Raw genomic sequence first — 16681 nt, 5'->3', positions numbered from 1 at the left:
AGAATATTGAAAGTCATTTGTTTAAGCAACTTAGTAACTTAGTTTCAAATGAGAAGAAAGAACGAATGAAGCGTTTATTAAACTCATGCGACGTTAATAGGACCCTGATAGGGGATTTACTAATCCGATCTCTAATCTGCCAAAAGTATAAAATTAATAATGAAGAAATTAGATTTAAATATAATGAGTATGGAAAACCTTTTGTTGAAAATTTTTCTGACTTTCATTTTAATCTGTCACATTCAGGAGAATGGGTGGTTTGTACTACTGCTAATTTTAATGTGGGTATTGATATAGAAAAGATTTCAGAGATAGAGGCGCTTAAATTAGCAAAAGAATTTTTTTCAGCGGATGAATTTTATGATATATCTAATATGAATTCTGATGAACAAATTAATTGTTTTTTTGATTTATGGACATTAAAAGAAAGCTATATAAAAACGATTGGAAAAGGGCTTTATACCCCATTAAATTCATTCTCTATAAAAAAAGAATCACGAACTTTAATTTCATACAAGAATATACCTAAAAACTTTTACTTTAAACAATATAACATTGATCCAAATTATAAGTTATCTGCTTGTGCAACAAGGGATGAATTTCCGCAAGAGATAATAATTAAAGACATTTATGCAATTTGCCAAAATATATACAAATTTGAAAGTAAGGAGAAAATCAATGCAGAAGACTAAACTTTTTTGCTTTCCACATGCTGGGGGATCTGCGTTTAGTTACGCAAAATGGAAAAATCACTTTAATCCATCTATTGAGGTAGTCCCGATAGAGTTAGCTGGCAGAGGATATAGAATTGAAGAAAACTTGTACCAAAGTATGGAAGAGGCAGTAAATGATGTCTACAATAAAATAGTTATGCAGATAGATGATTCGCCCTACATTCTATTCGGGCATAGCATGGGAAGTTTGATCGCCTATGAAGTAGCCAGAAAAATAAAAGATTCTAAAAACGTATCGCCTGAATTTCTTGTTTTGTCCGGTAGAAATCATCCAAATAGTAAAATAAAAAATATCCGACATAATCTTTCTAATGAGCAATTCAAAAGAGAAGTTATTGCAATGGGAGGTACACCATCTGGGGTACTGCAATCAGAAGAATTGATGGAGATTTTTCTCCCTATTCTAAGAGCAGATTTTAAAATCGTTGAGACGTATATTCATGACAAAAATACACAACCATGTGATATTGATTTTCTTATATTTAATGGGGAAAATGATGAATTTACTACATATGATCAAGTAATAAAATGGAAACGATACACAAGTAAAACGTGTACTTTTCATTCTTTTAAAGGTAATCATTTCTTTCTAAATGAAAATATTGAAGAAATAGCAAATAGTATTAAAAGAAAGTTAGATTCTAAAAGATTATCAAATAGTTTTTAGTTTTTTAAGTATACTCATAGCTAACAAAGAAAAATATGAAAGATGAAAAATACAGGCATTGCTGAAATTTTATTGAATATATGCATAGAATCCTAAACGAACTGTTTAAAGGCAGAGACTCTAAGCAAAATGTATATGAATTAACTTTAGTTTAAGTTGGCTTTACCTATAATACCATTTAGAGTCTTTATTATACTTAGTACAAAGTACATAACAGTTAGGGATGCTGTATGTAAAGCTAATGAATATGTGAAGTGAAAAGGCCGACTCTTATAATTATGAGTGGGCCTTTTGGTTTTATGGATATCAAATTAGTGAGCAACATTTCAAAGCGTATCTTGTGATATAACTAAGTAGATTTTTTTAAACAAGGGGATGATGAGATGAATAAATTGAAGGGGAAAATTGCATTAGTAACAGGGGCTAGTAGAGGGATAGGTCGAAGTATTGCCTTACATTTGGCACAGGCTGGTGCGTTAGTCGTTGTTCACTTTAGTAAAAGAAAAGAAGAAGCAGAAAGTGTAGTGGATAAAATTAAAAAAGATGGCGGTTCCGCATTTGCGATTCGTGCAGACTTAAGTACTTTTAATGGCATTAATAAATTGTATTCAATGATGGATCAATCTCTTCAAAAATATATAGGTGATACTACATTTGATATCCTTGTAAACAACGCTGGAATTGGGCAGGTGTTAACGATAGAGGAATCTACGTTTGAAATATATGTAATGTTTAGATACCTAAAGGAGTCTACGTTTTTTAGTAGGGTCTTTCTAGCTAATGATAAGGTACCAGCAAATAAACTATTTTGTCTAATTGACAAATAGAAAGTTTACATAACGTTTTTCTGGTAAATAATTATGAGTCAAATAGTGTGATCAATTAAGTTATTTAGTCCTAAATCATAAGATTTTAATACAAAATACTATAATTTGATTAATAATAGTAGTGAAAAAATATTAAATATATCTAAGTTTTAAAGCGAATATTAGAAACCGGTGTACCGCATTCTTATTTCAATAGCACATATGCAAGTATTAAAGTCCAGAACTCATCTGGTAGCGTTATGTACAATAAGGAAATTATGGGAAATAGACAACAAAATGCTGAAACGCAAACAGTACCTGTAAAAGAGGGAGATTATATAGAATTTACTCATATAGGAGGGGAAGCAGCAAAGGAAAAAACACGCGCGACTTTAACTAACCTTGAGAATGGAAAACAGGAATATATCGGAAAGAAAAGAACATATGGGGTTACATCTACAGGATTAATAAGACAATAAACGTATAAAAAAGTTGGGGAAATCCCCAACTTTTTTATACGTTTTAGTCAAGAAGATTCCTTCTTCAAGGAATGCGAAGTGAGTAGGTAGAGGTAAATTGGCTTCGAATAAGGTATGGCAGGAAGCTTTATCAATAAGTATGCAAATATTTAAAAAACTAATTTTTATACAAAAAGTGTATACTTACGACAAAAAAATTTACCTTAACCAACAATTTTGATTTTAGTAAATTTAAGGTGTGTAATTAATATACATTTTTCGAGGAAAACGCAGAATTCTGTCAAATTATCTTCATTTACATGACTGTGAACGTGGTATAAAAATGAAGCATATCCAAAATTATTAAAGGGGCTGAAAAAATGATTAAAAAACTTATTATTGGTTCTGTTGTTTTAGGAACAGCAATAGGAGTAAGTAAACCTACATTTGCTTCAACAAATTATTCTCCATCACAGTTTCAAGATAGGGGAGATGCCCAAGTTCAATCAATACCATCGCCATGGCAGTATTTAGGGCAAACCTCTAGGGAACTTCAAATTAAAACTAAGGATCCAAAAGTGCTTGCTTTTGAATTAGCAAAAGAAGCTCCATTTTACGAAGATGAATTAGTGGATGTGTGTTTTGCAATCTTAAGAGAAAATGTAGATGTAGTATATTGGACAAGTAAGGAATGGGCTAGATTTGAAGTAGGAAATTACGAGTTTAAACATGAAATGAAAATTTATAGAGATAAAGAACGTCAGCAATTAATTACTTCAATAGAATCATAAAAAAAGAAGCTATCTTTAGTAAAATATGCATCCAATAATGTAGACAGGAAAAGAGAGCACATAAAACTGTTGCGATATTGGAAAGTAAACTAAAAAAACAAGTATAATTACTTGTTTTTTTAGTTACAGTAATTATTTAGAAGGCTTAGCTTGTATATGTTCACATACATTTATTGGATAACCATAGTCCTCTCTATACTATGATTGGGATACAAAAGCTAGAAAGGTATCAATCCATTTATTCTTAAATTGAATTAACATTCCTCCGTCATGGTAGGTTTCGTTATATTTTGAAAAAACACTTCACAAACAATATGTATTACTTTATGGGAACATTATTAAATTTGAACGATATTAACAATGCTTTGTTGATAATTAGCTAAAAAAGTATTGTACGATTAAATGTATTGTGTTACATTTGTGTTACAAGGTTGTTACGAAATATTATAATTATTTCTATATCATTTCCTTTTGTTTCCTTAATGTTACGAAAGGTATAGATGTTTTATGTGTATAGGAGTGTGTGTAGTAAAGAGTCTGAGTTGAAAATAGGTGCACACTTTAAATTTCCTTTCTGTCTGAATGAAGAAGACTACCAACTAATTAAAGGGTTCAAAGTCACAACTTTAAATAAAATGTGCTTCCTTTCCCACACACAATTTAGTACATATTTAAAGTACAGCCTAGTTGCTACACAGACTCTTGTACATATAAACATTAAGGTGAAATAGAGATAAGGATTTATTACATAATAAGCATTACTTAGCTAAACGTAAAAATATTATCTGTGCATTTTTATGAAATGTTAAAATGTCTAGATGATATTTTTTGAAGATTTCTTGGATATGTTTATGAATAACAATTTCTAATACTTAATGATTCTCTACTACTGCAATATCCAATAATTTATGTAATAGGATTTATAAGGTGTATGTACATTCACTTATATAGGGAAAATGAGGTTTTTCATATGAAGTATAGTTATAAAATGTTTATATTTATTTGGACAATTATTTTATTGTTTTTTCTGCTTTATTATGGTTACAGTGAAATTTCCGAAAACGAGCAAGTGCCAGTCATAACAATCAAACAATAAAAATAAGAAATACTACAAAAGCAAAACATAATAAAAATAGATACCCGAAAATGTTTAAGAACAGGAACAATTACATGCATAAACAACCTTACGATTTCCATGCATACCCCACGTCATTTGGGCAATAGGGGAAAAGTATTATTATTTGGCGTGCGCAATCTTCCATCACTAGTAGAAACGGAAAGTTCCGTATCCCTGCTGAAGGAGGAAGATGTCTACCTGCCAGGGGGCGGATCTATTCAGCATCTAGAAATATTGGAATTAAAAGTGTAGAAAACAAATAGTGAAAAGGGAACATATCTTGTGTTTCCTTTTTTATTCTTGTAGATAAGTCTGGGGAGAAAACGGGGATTTCTGCACGTAACATAGATCTCATCGGTATACTAATTGTGTTTTACGTATAGCTGGGAGTTGGTGTGATGGTATTTGCAATGGATGTGAGATTCCGTCATTCTTTTCATGAAATTGAATCATTAGACATTCCAAATATATTGTTTCCGAGTCAGTGCAGGAAATTGTATCAAGTGATTGGAATCGGCATTCAAGAAGAATTCCGCAATCCCTATGTCATTATAAAAGAGCAACATGGTTCCGTTACATTCCGATTACCAGAAGAATTATCAACATGGGTGCAGAACAAATTATTACTTGTTAAAGGGGGCCAGTTTGTTTCCATACTGCATTTCAGTTAGCCATGCGAAGTTTTGTGCCATTTTTTGATCTCGGATATAAAAAGAATAGTCTGTCAGGTTAGGTGAGGAGATGCCACCTCTGACTTTCACATCATACGTAGGATGTGGTGTAACTTGAATCAATTCAGATTTATGATTCTGAATAAACATTCTAACCTTTTCAAACTTGCTAATTACGGGCTGTATCTCCATTTTAAACCGATCATAGGGATATGTTTTATTTTTATTGTAATACCTATCCAGTTCAATCAACTCTGACACTGCTGTATCAAATTCACTCTTTACTTCAGGATTTACTTTTTGCAACCATTCTTTTGCATAAGAGCGGAATGAAGATTTATAAAACAAATTCATATCAAAACCAGCTAATGTGAGTGGCTTTCCTTTTTCTTTTTGTTCTTTCATATAGGTAAATAATTGTTCAAGTTCCTCAGTTTTCCATACAGAGTATAAGGATTGTTTCATCGCTTCTGTAGCGGTTGAGTTATCAAAATTTTGCTGAACAGCTGCTGCTTCCCAAAGCCCTATTTCAAATGCAATCACATCATATTCAAGGTGTAACAGCTTGGGAGGAAGTGCTGGAAGACGGGATCCCTAAGAAAGCAAAAAAACTTGGTGTGAAATAATCAGTTATTTGTGATGGTGGATTCTCCTAGGTGGAGGGTTCGCCGTTTTTTATTATATGTTATGTTGTAGTTTTTATATAAAGCATATTGAAAAGATGGATTAAATCTTCTGGAATGATGTCTCCATAATTAATAACTTGTACAATAACCTTTCAATTATCACTAAATCCATTCATATCAACAAGTTGTCCCATATATCCCTTTGTAGCAATATCTTTTAAAGTACGCTAAAAAATACCCTTTATTTTATCTTTATCTTATCTTTACCTTATCTTTAAATTTTTATATTAAACTTAAAACCTTAAAGTATTGATGTTTGAGACTAAAAAGGCGGGAGATAGATGTTCATTACATAGTTTGTAAATAACCAATTACCTTTGAAAAATTAAATTTTTTATACGAGGAGGAATATATGAAGGATACAAGTAAAAAACAAATTATAAAAGTGTTCCTTATTAGTATTTTAGGCTTAGGAATAATACTTGGAATGCTATATTTTAATCATAAAACCAATATTCAAAAAAATAAAGCGCTAGCCACCGAAAAACGTGTATTGCAATATGAATCTACCTTGAAAAAAGAATTAGAAAAATATAATTTAGGAGAGAAAACAGCAGTTTTATTAGGAATTATGTACCAAGAGAGTAGAGGTGAGGGAAACGACCCTATGCAGTCATCCGAATCACTTGGATTAAAGCCAAATGAAATTCAAGAGACAAGCTTGAGCATTAAACAAGGGGTAAAGCACTTTGTTAAAATGTACAAGTATGGAACGGAAAAAGATGTTAGCATGGATACAATTATTCAAAGCTATAATATGGGGCCAGGGTATATTGATTTTATTGCTAGTCAAGAAGTTAAACAACACTCGGAGGATTCGGCCAAAAAATTTTCTAAGATGAAAGTTGATCAAAATCCAGCAATGTATACTTGTGGTGGAAATAAAAATAATTTTAGGTATCCATATTGTTATGGTGATTTCACATATGCCACAAAGGTAAATGGAAAAACAAAACTTATTGAAGAACTTCTTCGAAATGTACATAGCTCTTCTAAATAAGTTGCAGAATGAAATATAATGATACCGTCAGTCATTAACAATAATATCTAAGAAAAAACTATTTTATTTCTTAATTCACATAATTTTCAAAAATAAATTCTGTAGATGTTAATATTTGTTATATAATATATTTGTCAAAGCATTACCCTTGAAGTTTCTACGGTCAATCTGTAAGATAGTTTGTTTGGTCCTTATATTCGCCTTAAACTAAAAAGAACTTGTAGAGATTCCTACAAGTTTTTTTGTTTTAAGGGTTAAATGTGGATTTCAAATATAGTTGTAATTTTTTGAGGGGGAAAAGTAAATGTTTATAAAAACAGAAAGGTTATTAATACGGAAATTTGAGTTCAAAGATTGGCAAGCTGTTCATGAGTATACATCAGATATCAATGTTATGAAATACATACCTGAAGGGGTTTTTACTGAAGAAAATACAAGAAACTTTGTGAATGAAAACATTGGTGAAAACGCTAAGAACTTTCCTGTAGTATTAATTGATAAAGATATTCTGATTGGTCATATAGTTTTTCATAAATATTTTGGTGAGCATACATATGAGATTGGTTGGGTGTTCAATCCTAAATATTTCAATAAAGGATATGCTTCTGAAGCAGCACAAGCTACATTGGAATATGGCTTTAAGGAAATGAAATTACATAGGATTATAGCGACATGTCAACCACAAAATACCCCATCATATCGAGTAATGGAGAAGATTGGAATGAGAAGAGAAGGCTATTTCAGGAAGTGTATACCACATGGGAATGAATGGTGGGATGAATATTATTACGCTATTTTAGAAGAAGAGTAGTGTTTCAGAATGCATCATTTAAATTGACACTCTTATTCCTAAATAGGCAAGTTGACTATCTTTATTGGGGATTCTTGCTACTAAAGGCGAAGTTTATTTTCAGTATCGCTGACGTGCAAAACTTTGTATAATCTGATCTTATCTCTAAATCACAACTGTTACCCCATCACCATCAAGTTAAAGTTTCGTTTTATTTTGCTAACTTGATGGTGATGTGACGTAACCTTAATTATTTAAAAATTTTAAAAAGGCCCCTTAGTCATGTTAAAGGGACCTTGATCACGCAAATGATCTGTAAACCAATTCATTTTTGATATACAGATCATTTGTATAATAATTTTTATAAATAATTGCTAAATAGTGAATTTACATAAATGCTTTTAGTAGTTCTTGAATTAATGGGATTGCTCCACCTATAAATTTTAAAACTGCCATTGCGATTTCCATATTATTCTCTCCTCTTTTTCGTATTAAGATGTAATAAATCTTTATAACCTTATTATAGTAAGCGCTTACAATTATAACAATACATTTTCGTATGCAATATTGCATATTTATACATTAGATCTCTATTATTCATTTTTTAATGGTACTATAGCGAGGTGAGAGTCTTTAAGGGTTCTGCTTAATAGGAGGAAATATGGAAAGAGTGCAAGCGATTTACAGTAATCAAAAATTTAAGAGTTGGGTTAAACAGGTATTAGCTGTAGGAGGAGTAATAGGGTGCTGTTATTTGGTGTTATATGTTTTCTGTTTCTTAGTTATCATGTAAATAGTATACAACTAAACTAGTAGAGTCTTGCCTAGAAAGGTAAGACTCTTTTATTGTAGTACCTGGAGATGAGCAAACTACATACAATATCTCTCAGGTTTTTCAGATCACTTTGTACGGTTTCTTGTTTAGAACACTAATTCCTATCATTGAAAACAGAATTCTATGGATAAAAAATATGTTTTTACTAGATACATATTAAAAAGACAAGCATAAATTATATTAGATTTTGACAAAGTCTTTTTGATTTCGAAAAGGATTTAAATCTTACTTATAGATTTGATTCCTTTTTATATAATATAATCCTTATATTGATACGTAAATATAATACAGTAATAATGATTTAAAAGCAAGAATTTTAGTAGCGGTACATTCACACATCCATCAATTTAAGATTTTAAAGTAGCTCTTAAACAAAAAAATTCTTTTTTTAATTAATTAATAGTAAACAAGAAAGATTGGCAAATTAACAACTAAAGAGATTTATTCAGGTAAAATCTATCAAAAGGTCCTTTACAAAATTTATACATAATTTAATTACAAAATAATGTAAAAATTATGCATTTTTGTAAAAGAAATTCATTGACACTTGTGTATATAAGTAACTATACTCGTTACATCAAATTGAATGCGTGATAATCCGATTTTATTATTATTACAAACATGTAAATATTAAAATAGAAAATTTCAATTTGATAAATACAATGGTAGAGGTGTTTATTTTAATGAAGCACAAATTAATTGCAACAGGTATCCTTGCAGGAGCTATATTATCCTATTCTTCTAATATTTTAGCAGATACTCATAAATTCCCTGATGTTCCTACATGGGCTGATAAATCCGTTAATTATTTAGTTGATAAACAGGTATTAAATGGTTATCCAGATGGAACTTTTGGTTCAAATGACTCATTAGACAGAGCTTCGGCTACAAAAATTATGACAAAAGTTTTAGGTATACAAATTGATCCTAATGCAAAACCATCTTTTACAGATTCACAAAACCACTGGGCTACTCCTTATATTGCTGCTGCTGAAAAAGCTGGGATTGTTAAAGGTGAAGGTAATGGAATCTTCAATCCATCCGGAAAAGTAACTCGCGCTGCTATGGCTACGATGCTAGTAAATGCATATAAACTACAAAGCACACCAAATCATAATGATCAGGTTAGATTTGAAGATTTAAAAGGGCATTGGGGAGAAAAATATGCCAATATTTTAATAGATTTAAAAATCTCTAATGGTACCGAGAACGGTTGGCAACCAAATAGATTTATAACACGTGCTGAAGCTGCTCAACTTACTGCAAAAACAGATATGTTACAACAAAATTTAAACGATGAAAAAGAGGTTATTACTGCTACCTCATATGAAGATTTAAATTTAACAGTGGCTTCGAAAATTACAGCTCAAGAGATTGATAGTTTTATTGCGAAATATCACTCGGATAGTCCTTTAGTTGGACATGGGCAAGATTTTATCAATGCGCAAAATCAATATGGCGTGAGTGCTCATTATTTAGCAGCGCATGCGATTTTAGAATCTGGATACGGAAAATCAGAAATCGCATATCAAAAACATAATCTATTCGGTCTACGTGCATATGATGGAGATCCGTTTAAATATGCAAAATATTTACCAAGCTACGGCGATAGCATTGCTTATAACGCTAATTATGTACGAGAAAGATATTTAGAAGAAAGTGGTATGTATTATAACGGCCCAACATTAACTGGCATGAATGTGAAATATGCATCAGATAAAGGCTGGGCTAAGAAAATTGCGGGTATTATGGAACGTATTAAACCGTTTCATGTAGAAGACTATACATATGCAAAAAAATTACCAAAGAATCCTGAAACATTAGATGTCGACGCGTTATCGAATGAAATTCCATATAAAATGTATGCAGACGGTTCAAGCTCAAATGTTGTATCATCAGCTGCTTACTACCAGGTACCTTATCCATTTAATTTAAAAATTAAAAGTAGACCAGATGTAGCTGTCGAGGAGAATAAAGTTGGTACAGTAACCCCTGGAACAACCATCTTTATTTATCGTGAAGATCCAAATGGATGGGTAGAATTCTCTTTTGAAGCTAATGGAGAAAAATATTGGACATTAAAAAATAAATTAAGTATGTAATTAAAAAGATCTATTTCATTAGTTTTAATCGTTTAGATTTTAATCTCATATAATTGGGAGACAAGTTTTTTAATTTCTTAAAATAAAATTAAGTATACAAGAAAAGTTAGAGAATTATTTTCTCTAACTTTTCTTCGCTAGTATTTGAAATTAAAAAGATGGTGGAGTTACCCCAAATATAACAGTGACTTTGTTTAAAGAAGTGTTTTCCCATTTATGCTTTGTATAAGGTGGGATTTTAACACTATCACCTGTATTGAGAAGTAAAACCTCATCATTTAGATATAGTTTTACTTGTCCCTCCATAATAAATGCTATTTCTTCCCCTTTATGTGCCACAGGCTCCATAGATGAAGCAGTTTCAGGGAACAGATTCATTAAAGCCAATTCTAGTGCTCCATCTAAATTAGGAGATAATAACTCATATGAAACATTGCCGCTTTCAGGAAAAGTTATTTTTTTCCTTTGGTTAGCTCTTACAACTAATTCTTCTGTATTGGTATCCTCTAAGAAAAAGTTAAACAATGGAATATTTAGTGCTACAGAAATTAATTTTAGTGTTTGTAATGAAGGATTTGTGATTCCTTTTTCAATCTGACTTAACATGGAAGGTGTTATATCAGCTAACTCTGCTAAACGTTTACTGGTTAATCCGGCCCCTTTTCTAAATGCCCTAATTTTGTGACCAACATTAATATCGTTCATATATGTAATCCCCTTTAAATAAGTAAATAAAATTAAATTATTATTAATTTTATTTACTTATACTTAATATATTGTTAATATATACTTAATTATAATAAATTATTATTAATTTTAAAACATCATATGTACATATGGCAGCAGCTGCGAAAAAATGGGAAAAAGATTTAATTAGAAACAAAGGGGTTACTATTTTTAAATATACAGCGGGCTATAGTAAAGCAGTAGAAGAAGGAAGAATACAAGTTAATAAGAATCAAATGTGCTATTTGATTGACGATGAAAAATCAAAGCATTTATTTTAAGGTTATGCAGTAGCTGATACTCGTCTGAATAATTGATATACAAATAAAAGTTGGTGAATGGCATCCTCTATTTGTATATCTACCATGTGGAATAGGATTTGGTGGAGTTTCATTCAGTTTAAAAATTATGGTATGTGATCATGTACATGTAATTTTTGCTGGGCCTACCCATTCTCCGTATATGCTATTAGGTATGATGACCGGATTATATGATGGGATTTCCATACAAGATTTTTAATGAAAAGGAATCTAATAAGTAAAGGACAACTTAAGAGTAGACTTCAATGCTGTATTGTAAAATTTTTAAGGAAGTGAAAATAGTATGAAATCAGCTTTAAATAGTATTATGATCTCTTCGATTCTTGCAGTAGGAGGGATCATTGCGCTTTTGTTTAATTTAATGGGGGATCAAGATTGGATCTGGAATTGGGTAGGGCTATTACTGGCATATCTATCTTTGGGCATTTTAATCGGTTTATATAATAAAACTGTGGATCACAAAACATTTCCTAAAATACTAAAAAGAACTTTGTTTATTTCCTTTAATGCTACTATATTAGGGATAATAATAGGGGTAACATACCAACTATTAGGAAAGTGGAATCTTACTATAATGATGTATTATTGGTTGATAATTTTATTACTACATTTAATTACTATAATAACATTAGTCATCCTAGTATTTGAAAACCGTAATAGTAAAAATTATAGCTTACTATATAGTTTTATTATAATTTTAAACATTGTCCTTACCTTAGGACCAGTATTATTTCCAGTAGTTCTGACTATTATAGGAAATGCCATGAACGCTAGTGCAGGGCACTAATTTTCACCTATACAGATTATTATTAAGATAGAAAGAAGATTATAATATGAAAATTAAGCTTAAGAAAAAGAGAATTATAAGTGTATTGTTGGCTATTACTTTAGTAGCAATAGGGTATTACGTGTTTCAATCTATTACGAATCCTAAGCTGGTAAATGCGGAAGAGGCAAATAGTGTTCAGCAAGTGAGCAGTCTACCTAAAAATGAATTAAAAAAATTGATACCTAATCGTTTTGATGGTAAAGAAAGAAAAGTTGCATATTTAACTTTTGATGATGGACCTGGAAAATATACAGCTAATCTATTAGATGTACTAAAGAAAAATGATGTGAAAGCAACATTCTTTTTAATTGGCGATAATGTGAAAAGGTTCCCAGATTTAGTGAAACGAGAGCATGTAGAAAACAATTATGTGGGCATGCATAGTATGACACATGATTTTAAAAAGCTATACACCAATCAGGAATATGTGAAGGAAATGAAAGAAGATCAATCTTTAATTAGAAACGTTATTGGATACACACCGAAATTAACACGTCCACCATATGGATCAATGCCTGGCTTAAATGAATCACTTCGAAATGAAGTGGTAGGAAATAATTTGAAAGTATGGGATTGGACAATTGATTCTTTAGATTGGAAATACAATAAATTACCCGTTGATGTAGCAGCTGCAAAGATTGTTCAAAATGTCTTAGCAGGTGCGACGTCTTCAAAGGAAATTGTTTTAATGCACGATATTCATCCACAATCTGTCGCGGCAGTTCCAGCAATTATAAAAGGGTTAAAAGAAAAAGGGTACGAATTTGAAGCTTATGATGAGAACAATCATTTTCCAATAAACTTTTGGCATGATAATCGTATATAAAGAGATATATTAGTTAAAAGAAAATCAGAATGGAATAAGCAATTCATATAGGGTTTAAATATTTGTAAGAGCGTGTTTAGATAGATGAAAACACGCTCTTTTTACTGAACTATTTTATTGTAGATTTAAGTATAGGCTTTCTAATTTTAGAAAAATTTATATGATTTTTTCATTCATTTCTACATAAGCGTTGGATATTTCGTATGTTTGGCCAGAATGAAAAGAGTTTATTAAACCATTCATTATTCACGTTCTTCTTCATATATTTGTACCACAATTATTTTTTTGTTGTTAAAACTAGTTTTTAAGAAGCATATGTTTTAGCAACTGCAGAAATTCTGTATCACTTTTATCATTTTTTATATAATCCTGTTCGTAGTTAAAAATCATTCGTACTAACATAAAAGCTGTAAGCGGTAATGGTACCTTATGCAAAGCTCCTTGCTGATAACCTTTTTCGAGCAAATTACTTATCATGTTAATTGCTTCTTCTTCAGATTGTTTAAAACAAGTTGTAATTTCAGGTGAATGGTACTCTTTATATTCTTGAAAGAGTGTAGAAACAAACGGATCTTGATGATATTCTAGGCTGATATAATGAAGAATTTTTTGTATTCGAAGTAAAACATCTTTTTCTTCTTTATATAAATTAAATAATTGTGAGCGTTTGAGCTGAATATGACGCATATAGCAGTCACATAATATTTCAGTTTTATCTGTATAGTAATAATAAATAGTACCTTTACCAACTTTAGCTGTCTTTGCAATTTCATCAACCGTTGTGTTACGGACACCACGCGTAGAGAACAGTATTGTGGCAGATTGAATGATTTTCATTTTTTTATTTTCTTTTTCTAATTTGATCATTGTCTACACCCTATCCTTGAAATATTTAGCGAAGTTTTCTATCTTTACATTCTGTATTAGTTCATTTGTAATTTTGTAACTCCTAATAGAAAGTCCTCTATTTGCTTCTTATAGAATAACATACACCATTCTTATTTCTAGTATATAACTATAATAGAATGCAACTGTATCACTTAAGATAAAAATGAAAGTTTAAGGTAATAATTTTTTAATCGGACGATGATTTCTTTCTTGATTGAATTATTTGATTTTTTATTCAATTCATTTTATTATATAAACATGACTAAAAGATGTTTTTAGTCGGATTTTTTTACGGAAAACCGACTGATATTCAATTTTAGTCGGTTTCTATACTATTTGAGAGAAGGTAGACACTATGTGTGGAATTGTAGGGTGGATAGACTGGTCTAAAGACCTGTCTAATGAACAAGAAACGTTAAAAAAAATGACAGATGCTATCATTCACCGAGGACCTGACGCAGAGGGGCATTGGTTTTCAAAACGAGCGGCATTAGGTCATCGACGTCTCATCGTCATTGATCCTGAAGGTGGCCTTCAACCTATGCTCTATAAAGATGGAAATGATATGATTGGCCTTACGTTCAATGGAGAAATTTATAACTATCAAGAATTACGTAAAGAACTTGAGGAGAAAGGTCATAAATTTCAGACCAAGTCGGATACAGAGGTATTACTACATGCTTACTTAGAATGGCAAGAAGATTGTGTTCAACATCTAAATGGGATTTTTGCTTTTGGTATTTGGGATGAAAGATTTGGGAAATTGATGCTTGGTCGTGATCATCTAGGTGTGAAGCCTTTATTTTTTGCTCAAAGGGGAAGCGCAATTCTTTTTGGTTCAGAGTTAAAAGTTTTACTTTCGCATCCATTTGTAGATGCAGAGGTAGATAAAGAAGGACTTTCTGAAATATTCTGCCTTGGACCAACACGTACTCCTGGTCATGCTATTTTCAAGGATATACATGAAGTGCGTGCTGGCCATTATATGACGTTTACCTCTAATGGCTCGACTACGACACAGTATTGGAAACTTGAAAGTAAAAAACATGTAGATGATATTGATACAACAGTCGAGACAATCCGCTCCATTTTACAAGATACGGTTAAACGGCAGTTAATTGCTGATAAACCAGTGGTATCTATGCTTTCCGGAGGTTTAGATTCCAGTGGTTTAACAGGTTTAGCAGGAAATGAATTTGGGAATAAAGGGGAACGCCTTCATACATATTCCCTGAATTTCATCAATGATGAAAAAGACTTTGAGCAAGACTTCCTTCGTTTTGATCGTGATGAACCTTGGGTGAAACGTGTGGCTGAATATGTAGGAACAAAGCATCATTCTATAGAGTTAGGATCAGATAGTTTAATAGAGTATTTATTAACTCCAATGCGAGCGCGTGATCTACCTGGAGTTGGAGAACTGGAAACGTCTCTTTATTTGCTATTTAAGGAAATGAAAAAAGACGCAACAGTTGCACTTTCAGGCGAATCCGCAGATGAAGTATTCTCAGGATATCCATGGTTCCATCAAGAGAAGTTTCTAGATGCAGAGATATTCCCTTGGAGTGTTAATTTATGGTATAGTACAGAAATTTTATCAGAGGATTTTAAAGCGAAGATTAGCCCTGAAAAATATCAAAAACAAAAATTTGAAGATGCAGTTGCTGAGGTTCCCTTTTTAGAAGGTGAAAGTGATCTGCAAATGAAGCAACGTCAAATGTCTTACATGTTTATTACACGTTTCTTGCCATTTATGCTAGAACGAAAAGATCGCACAAGTATGATGAATGGCTTTGAAGTACGAGTTCCATTTTGCGATTACCGGCTTGTAGAATACCTATGGAATGTCCCATTCGAAATGAAAAGCATAGACAATATTGAAAAAGGTATTTTACGTAGAGCTTTTGAAAATGTACTTCCAGAGGATGTACGTTATCGCAAAAAAAGTGCATATCCAAGCACTAAGGATGCCTCTTATCTACAAGGTATTAGTGATTGGATGTTACATGTGTTGAACAATCCTGAATCACCTATTTTGCCATTAATTAATGTAGAAAGAGTTCGTGCTATTGCAGAAGGAAAAGACGAAGTAATTTCAGGTAATGATGCACGAGGTATAATAGATTATTTACTTCAAGTTAATAGTTGGCTAGAGGAATACAATATTAAATTAATATGGTAGATGTAATTTTCAAATAAAGAGAATAGCTGAAACATCAATGACCTAAGTGAACCGCACCTCCAATGTATTAGATAGTTATCTAATAATTGGAGATGTGGTTTTATTATTTTGATTTGCAATAACCCTAATCAGTTAGTTAATTAGAATCAAATAAGAAACATAGAAATAGGGGTAATAATATGAATTGGAGGTTCCTTCCTGAGAATAGGGAGTCTCTTTAATCTCGCTACCGATAATTAAATAATATGTTAAT

14 protein-coding genes and 4 pseudogenes are annotated in these 16681 nt (G+C 31.4%); 12 read left to right on the top strand and 6 right to left on the bottom strand.

What is annotated here, in order from left to right:
* Positions 1 to 65 precede the first annotated feature (65 nt).
* The 5 genes and pseudogenes from AU379_RS11655 to AU379_RS11635 all read left to right on the top strand — a co-directional run bounded on the left by AU379_RS11655 (position 66) and on the right by AU379_RS11635 (position 3456).
* Positions 66 to 692, top strand: a complete 627-nt coding sequence (locus tag AU379_RS11655; protein WP_016109990.1) for a 4'-phosphopantetheinyl transferase superfamily protein — start codon at positions 66 to 68, stop codon at positions 690 to 692.
* Positions 679 to 1401, top strand: coding sequence for a thioesterase domain-containing protein (locus tag AU379_RS11650; protein WP_061139283.1), 723 nt, complete (start codon positions 679 to 681; stop codon positions 1399 to 1401). The genes AU379_RS11655 and AU379_RS11650 overlap by 14 nt, the downstream gene beginning before the upstream one ends.
* A gap of 383 nt (positions 1402 to 1784) precedes the next feature.
* Positions 1785 to 2114, top strand: a pseudogene (locus AU379_RS11645) (SDR family NAD(P)-dependent oxidoreductase); the annotation flags it as partial.
* Between the two features lie 275 nt (positions 2115 to 2389).
* Positions 2390 to 2686, top strand: a pseudogene (locus tag AU379_RS11640) (putative mucin/carbohydrate-binding domain-containing protein); the annotation flags it as partial.
* Positions 2687 to 3045: 359 nt separating this feature from the next.
* The gene (locus AU379_RS11635) at positions 3046 to 3456 is read left to right on the top strand and encodes a hypothetical protein (RefSeq protein ID WP_000592189.1); all 411 of its coding nucleotides are present in this window, start codon (positions 3046 to 3048) and stop codon (positions 3454 to 3456) included.
* A 198-nt stretch (positions 3457 to 3654) separates the two neighbouring features.
* Here the strand turns inward: AU379_RS11635 and AU379_RS30275 are convergent.
* A pseudogene (locus AU379_RS30275) lies at positions 3655 to 3741 on the bottom strand (DUF2278 family protein); the annotation flags it as partial.
* 1230 nt (positions 3742 to 4971) lie between these two features.
* On the opposite strand from AU379_RS30275, the gene AU379_RS29025 reads away from it, so the two are divergent.
* Positions 4972 to 5244, top strand: a complete 273-nt coding sequence (locus AU379_RS29025; protein ID WP_002164541.1) for a hypothetical protein — start codon at positions 4972 to 4974, stop codon at positions 5242 to 5244.
* Here the strand turns inward: AU379_RS29025 and AU379_RS11630 are convergent.
* Together AU379_RS11630 and AU379_RS30935 are read right to left on the bottom strand one after the other, a co-directional pair.
* Positions 5197 to 5787, bottom strand: a complete 591-nt coding sequence (locus tag AU379_RS11630; RefSeq protein ID WP_048568143.1) for an erythromycin esterase family protein — start codon at positions 5785 to 5787, stop codon at positions 5197 to 5199. The two genes, AU379_RS29025 and AU379_RS11630, sit on opposite strands and share 48 nt — an antisense overlap.
* A gap of 160 nt (positions 5788 to 5947) precedes the next feature.
* Positions 5948 to 6070: pseudogene (locus AU379_RS30935) on the bottom strand (vancomycin resistance histidine kinase VanS); the annotation flags it as partial.
* A 212-nt stretch (positions 6071 to 6282) separates the two neighbouring features.
* On the opposite strand from AU379_RS30935, the gene AU379_RS11625 reads away from it, so the two are divergent.
* Together AU379_RS11625 and AU379_RS11620 are read left to right on the top strand one after the other, a co-directional pair.
* Positions 6283 to 6930 carry a lysozyme family protein gene (locus tag AU379_RS11625; protein WP_048568142.1) on the top strand — a complete coding sequence of 216 codons (648 nt, stop codon included), beginning with the start codon at positions 6283 to 6285 and terminating at the stop codon, positions 6928 to 6930.
* 304 nt (positions 6931 to 7234) lie between these two features.
* Positions 7235 to 7741, top strand: a complete 507-nt coding sequence (locus AU379_RS11620) for a GNAT family protein (RefSeq protein ID WP_000470144.1) — start codon at positions 7235 to 7237, stop codon at positions 7739 to 7741.
* Between the two features lie 366 nt (positions 7742 to 8107).
* Here AU379_RS11620 and AU379_RS11615 read toward each other — a convergent pair whose 3' ends face one another.
* Complete coding sequence (locus AU379_RS11615; protein ID WP_001987408.1) at positions 8108 to 8293, bottom strand: hypothetical protein; 186 nt, start codon at positions 8291 to 8293, stop codon at positions 8108 to 8110.
* 945 nt (positions 8294 to 9238) lie between these two features.
* Between AU379_RS11615 and AU379_RS11610 the strand changes: the two genes are divergently transcribed.
* Positions 9239 to 10657 carry an S-layer homology domain-containing protein gene (locus AU379_RS11610; RefSeq protein WP_016090209.1) on the top strand — a complete coding sequence of 473 codons (1419 nt, stop codon included), beginning with the start codon at positions 9239 to 9241 and terminating at the stop codon, positions 10655 to 10657.
* Positions 10658 to 10807: 150 nt separating this feature from the next.
* Here the strand turns inward: AU379_RS11610 and AU379_RS11605 are convergent, their stop codons facing one another.
* Positions 10808 to 11362 (bottom strand): helix-turn-helix domain-containing protein, encoded by a 555-nt coding sequence (locus AU379_RS11605; RefSeq protein WP_000997924.1) that lies wholly within the window; start codon positions 11360 to 11362, stop codon positions 10808 to 10810.
* 624 nt (positions 11363 to 11986) lie between these two features.
* Here AU379_RS11605 and AU379_RS11595 point away from each other — a divergent pair.
* Together AU379_RS11595 and AU379_RS11590 are read left to right on the top strand one after the other, a co-directional pair.
* Positions 11987 to 12490: a DUF3902 family protein gene (locus AU379_RS11595; protein WP_000833545.1), complete on the top strand. Its 504-nt coding sequence runs from the start codon at positions 11987 to 11989 to the stop codon at positions 12488 to 12490.
* 46 nt (positions 12491 to 12536) lie between these two features.
* The gene (locus tag AU379_RS11590; protein ID WP_000694605.1) at positions 12537 to 13358 is read left to right on the top strand and encodes a peptidoglycan-N-acetylglucosamine deacetylase; all 822 of its coding nucleotides are present in this window, start codon (positions 12537 to 12539) and stop codon (positions 13356 to 13358) included.
* Positions 13359 to 13655: 297 nt separating this feature from the next.
* On the opposite strand, the gene AU379_RS11585 is transcribed toward AU379_RS11590, so the two are convergent.
* Positions 13656 to 14225, bottom strand: coding sequence for a TetR/AcrR family transcriptional regulator (locus AU379_RS11585; protein ID WP_000593070.1), 570 nt, complete (start codon positions 14223 to 14225; stop codon positions 13656 to 13658).
* Positions 14226 to 14601: 376 nt separating this feature from the next.
* Here AU379_RS11585 and asnB point away from each other — a divergent pair, with 376 nt between their 5' ends.
* Complete coding sequence (asnB, locus tag AU379_RS11580) at positions 14602 to 16428, top strand: asparagine synthase (glutamine-hydrolyzing) (RefSeq protein ID WP_061139282.1); 1827 nt, start codon at positions 14602 to 14604, stop codon at positions 16426 to 16428.
* Positions 16429 to 16681 lie beyond the last annotated feature (253 nt).

This window comes from Bacillus sp. JH7, from assembly GCF_001563515.1.
GTDB classification, from domain to species: Bacteria; Bacillota; Bacilli; order Bacillales; family Bacillaceae_G; genus Bacillus_A; species Bacillus_A cereus.
Note: the sequence above shows the minus strand (reverse complement) of the source record. Positions and strands in the feature narration are given on the sequence as shown.

Coding starts and splice junctions, on each gene's coding strand:
- AU379_RS11655 (WP_016109990.1), top strand. CDS start 66: ATGAAGCGTTTATTAAACTCATGCGACGTTAATAGGACCCTGATAGGG.
- AU379_RS11650 (WP_061139283.1), top strand. CDS start 679: ATGCAGAAGACTAAACTTTTTTGCTTTCCACATGCTGGGGGATCTGCG.
- AU379_RS11635 (WP_000592189.1), top strand. CDS start 3,046: ATGATTAAAAAACTTATTATTGGTTCTGTTGTTTTAGGAACAGCAATA.
- AU379_RS29025 (WP_002164541.1), top strand. CDS start 4,972: ATGGTATTTGCAATGGATGTGAGATTCCGTCATTCTTTTCATGAAATT.
- AU379_RS11625 (WP_048568142.1), top strand. CDS start 6,283: ATGAAGGATACAAGTAAAAAACAAATTATAAAAGTGTTCCTTATTAGT.
- AU379_RS11620 (WP_000470144.1), top strand. CDS start 7,235: ATGTTTATAAAAACAGAAAGGTTATTAATACGGAAATTTGAGTTCAAA.
- AU379_RS11615 (WP_001987408.1), bottom strand. CDS start 8,293: ATGCAATATTGCATACGAAAATGTATTGTTATAATTGTAAGCGCTTAC.
- AU379_RS11610 (WP_016090209.1), top strand. CDS start 9,239: ATGAAGCACAAATTAATTGCAACAGGTATCCTTGCAGGAGCTATATTA.
- AU379_RS11605 (WP_000997924.1), bottom strand. CDS start 11,362: ATGAACGATATTAATGTTGGTCACAAAATTAGGGCATTTAGAAAAGGG.
- AU379_RS11595 (WP_000833545.1), top strand. CDS start 11,987: ATGAAATCAGCTTTAAATAGTATTATGATCTCTTCGATTCTTGCAGTA.
- AU379_RS11590 (WP_000694605.1), top strand. CDS start 12,537: ATGAAAATTAAGCTTAAGAAAAAGAGAATTATAAGTGTATTGTTGGCT.
- AU379_RS11585 (WP_000593070.1), bottom strand. CDS start 14,225: ATGATCAAATTAGAAAAAGAAAATAAAAAAATGAAAATCATTCAATCT.
- asnB (WP_061139282.1), top strand. CDS start 14,602: ATGTGTGGAATTGTAGGGTGGATAGACTGGTCTAAAGACCTGTCTAAT.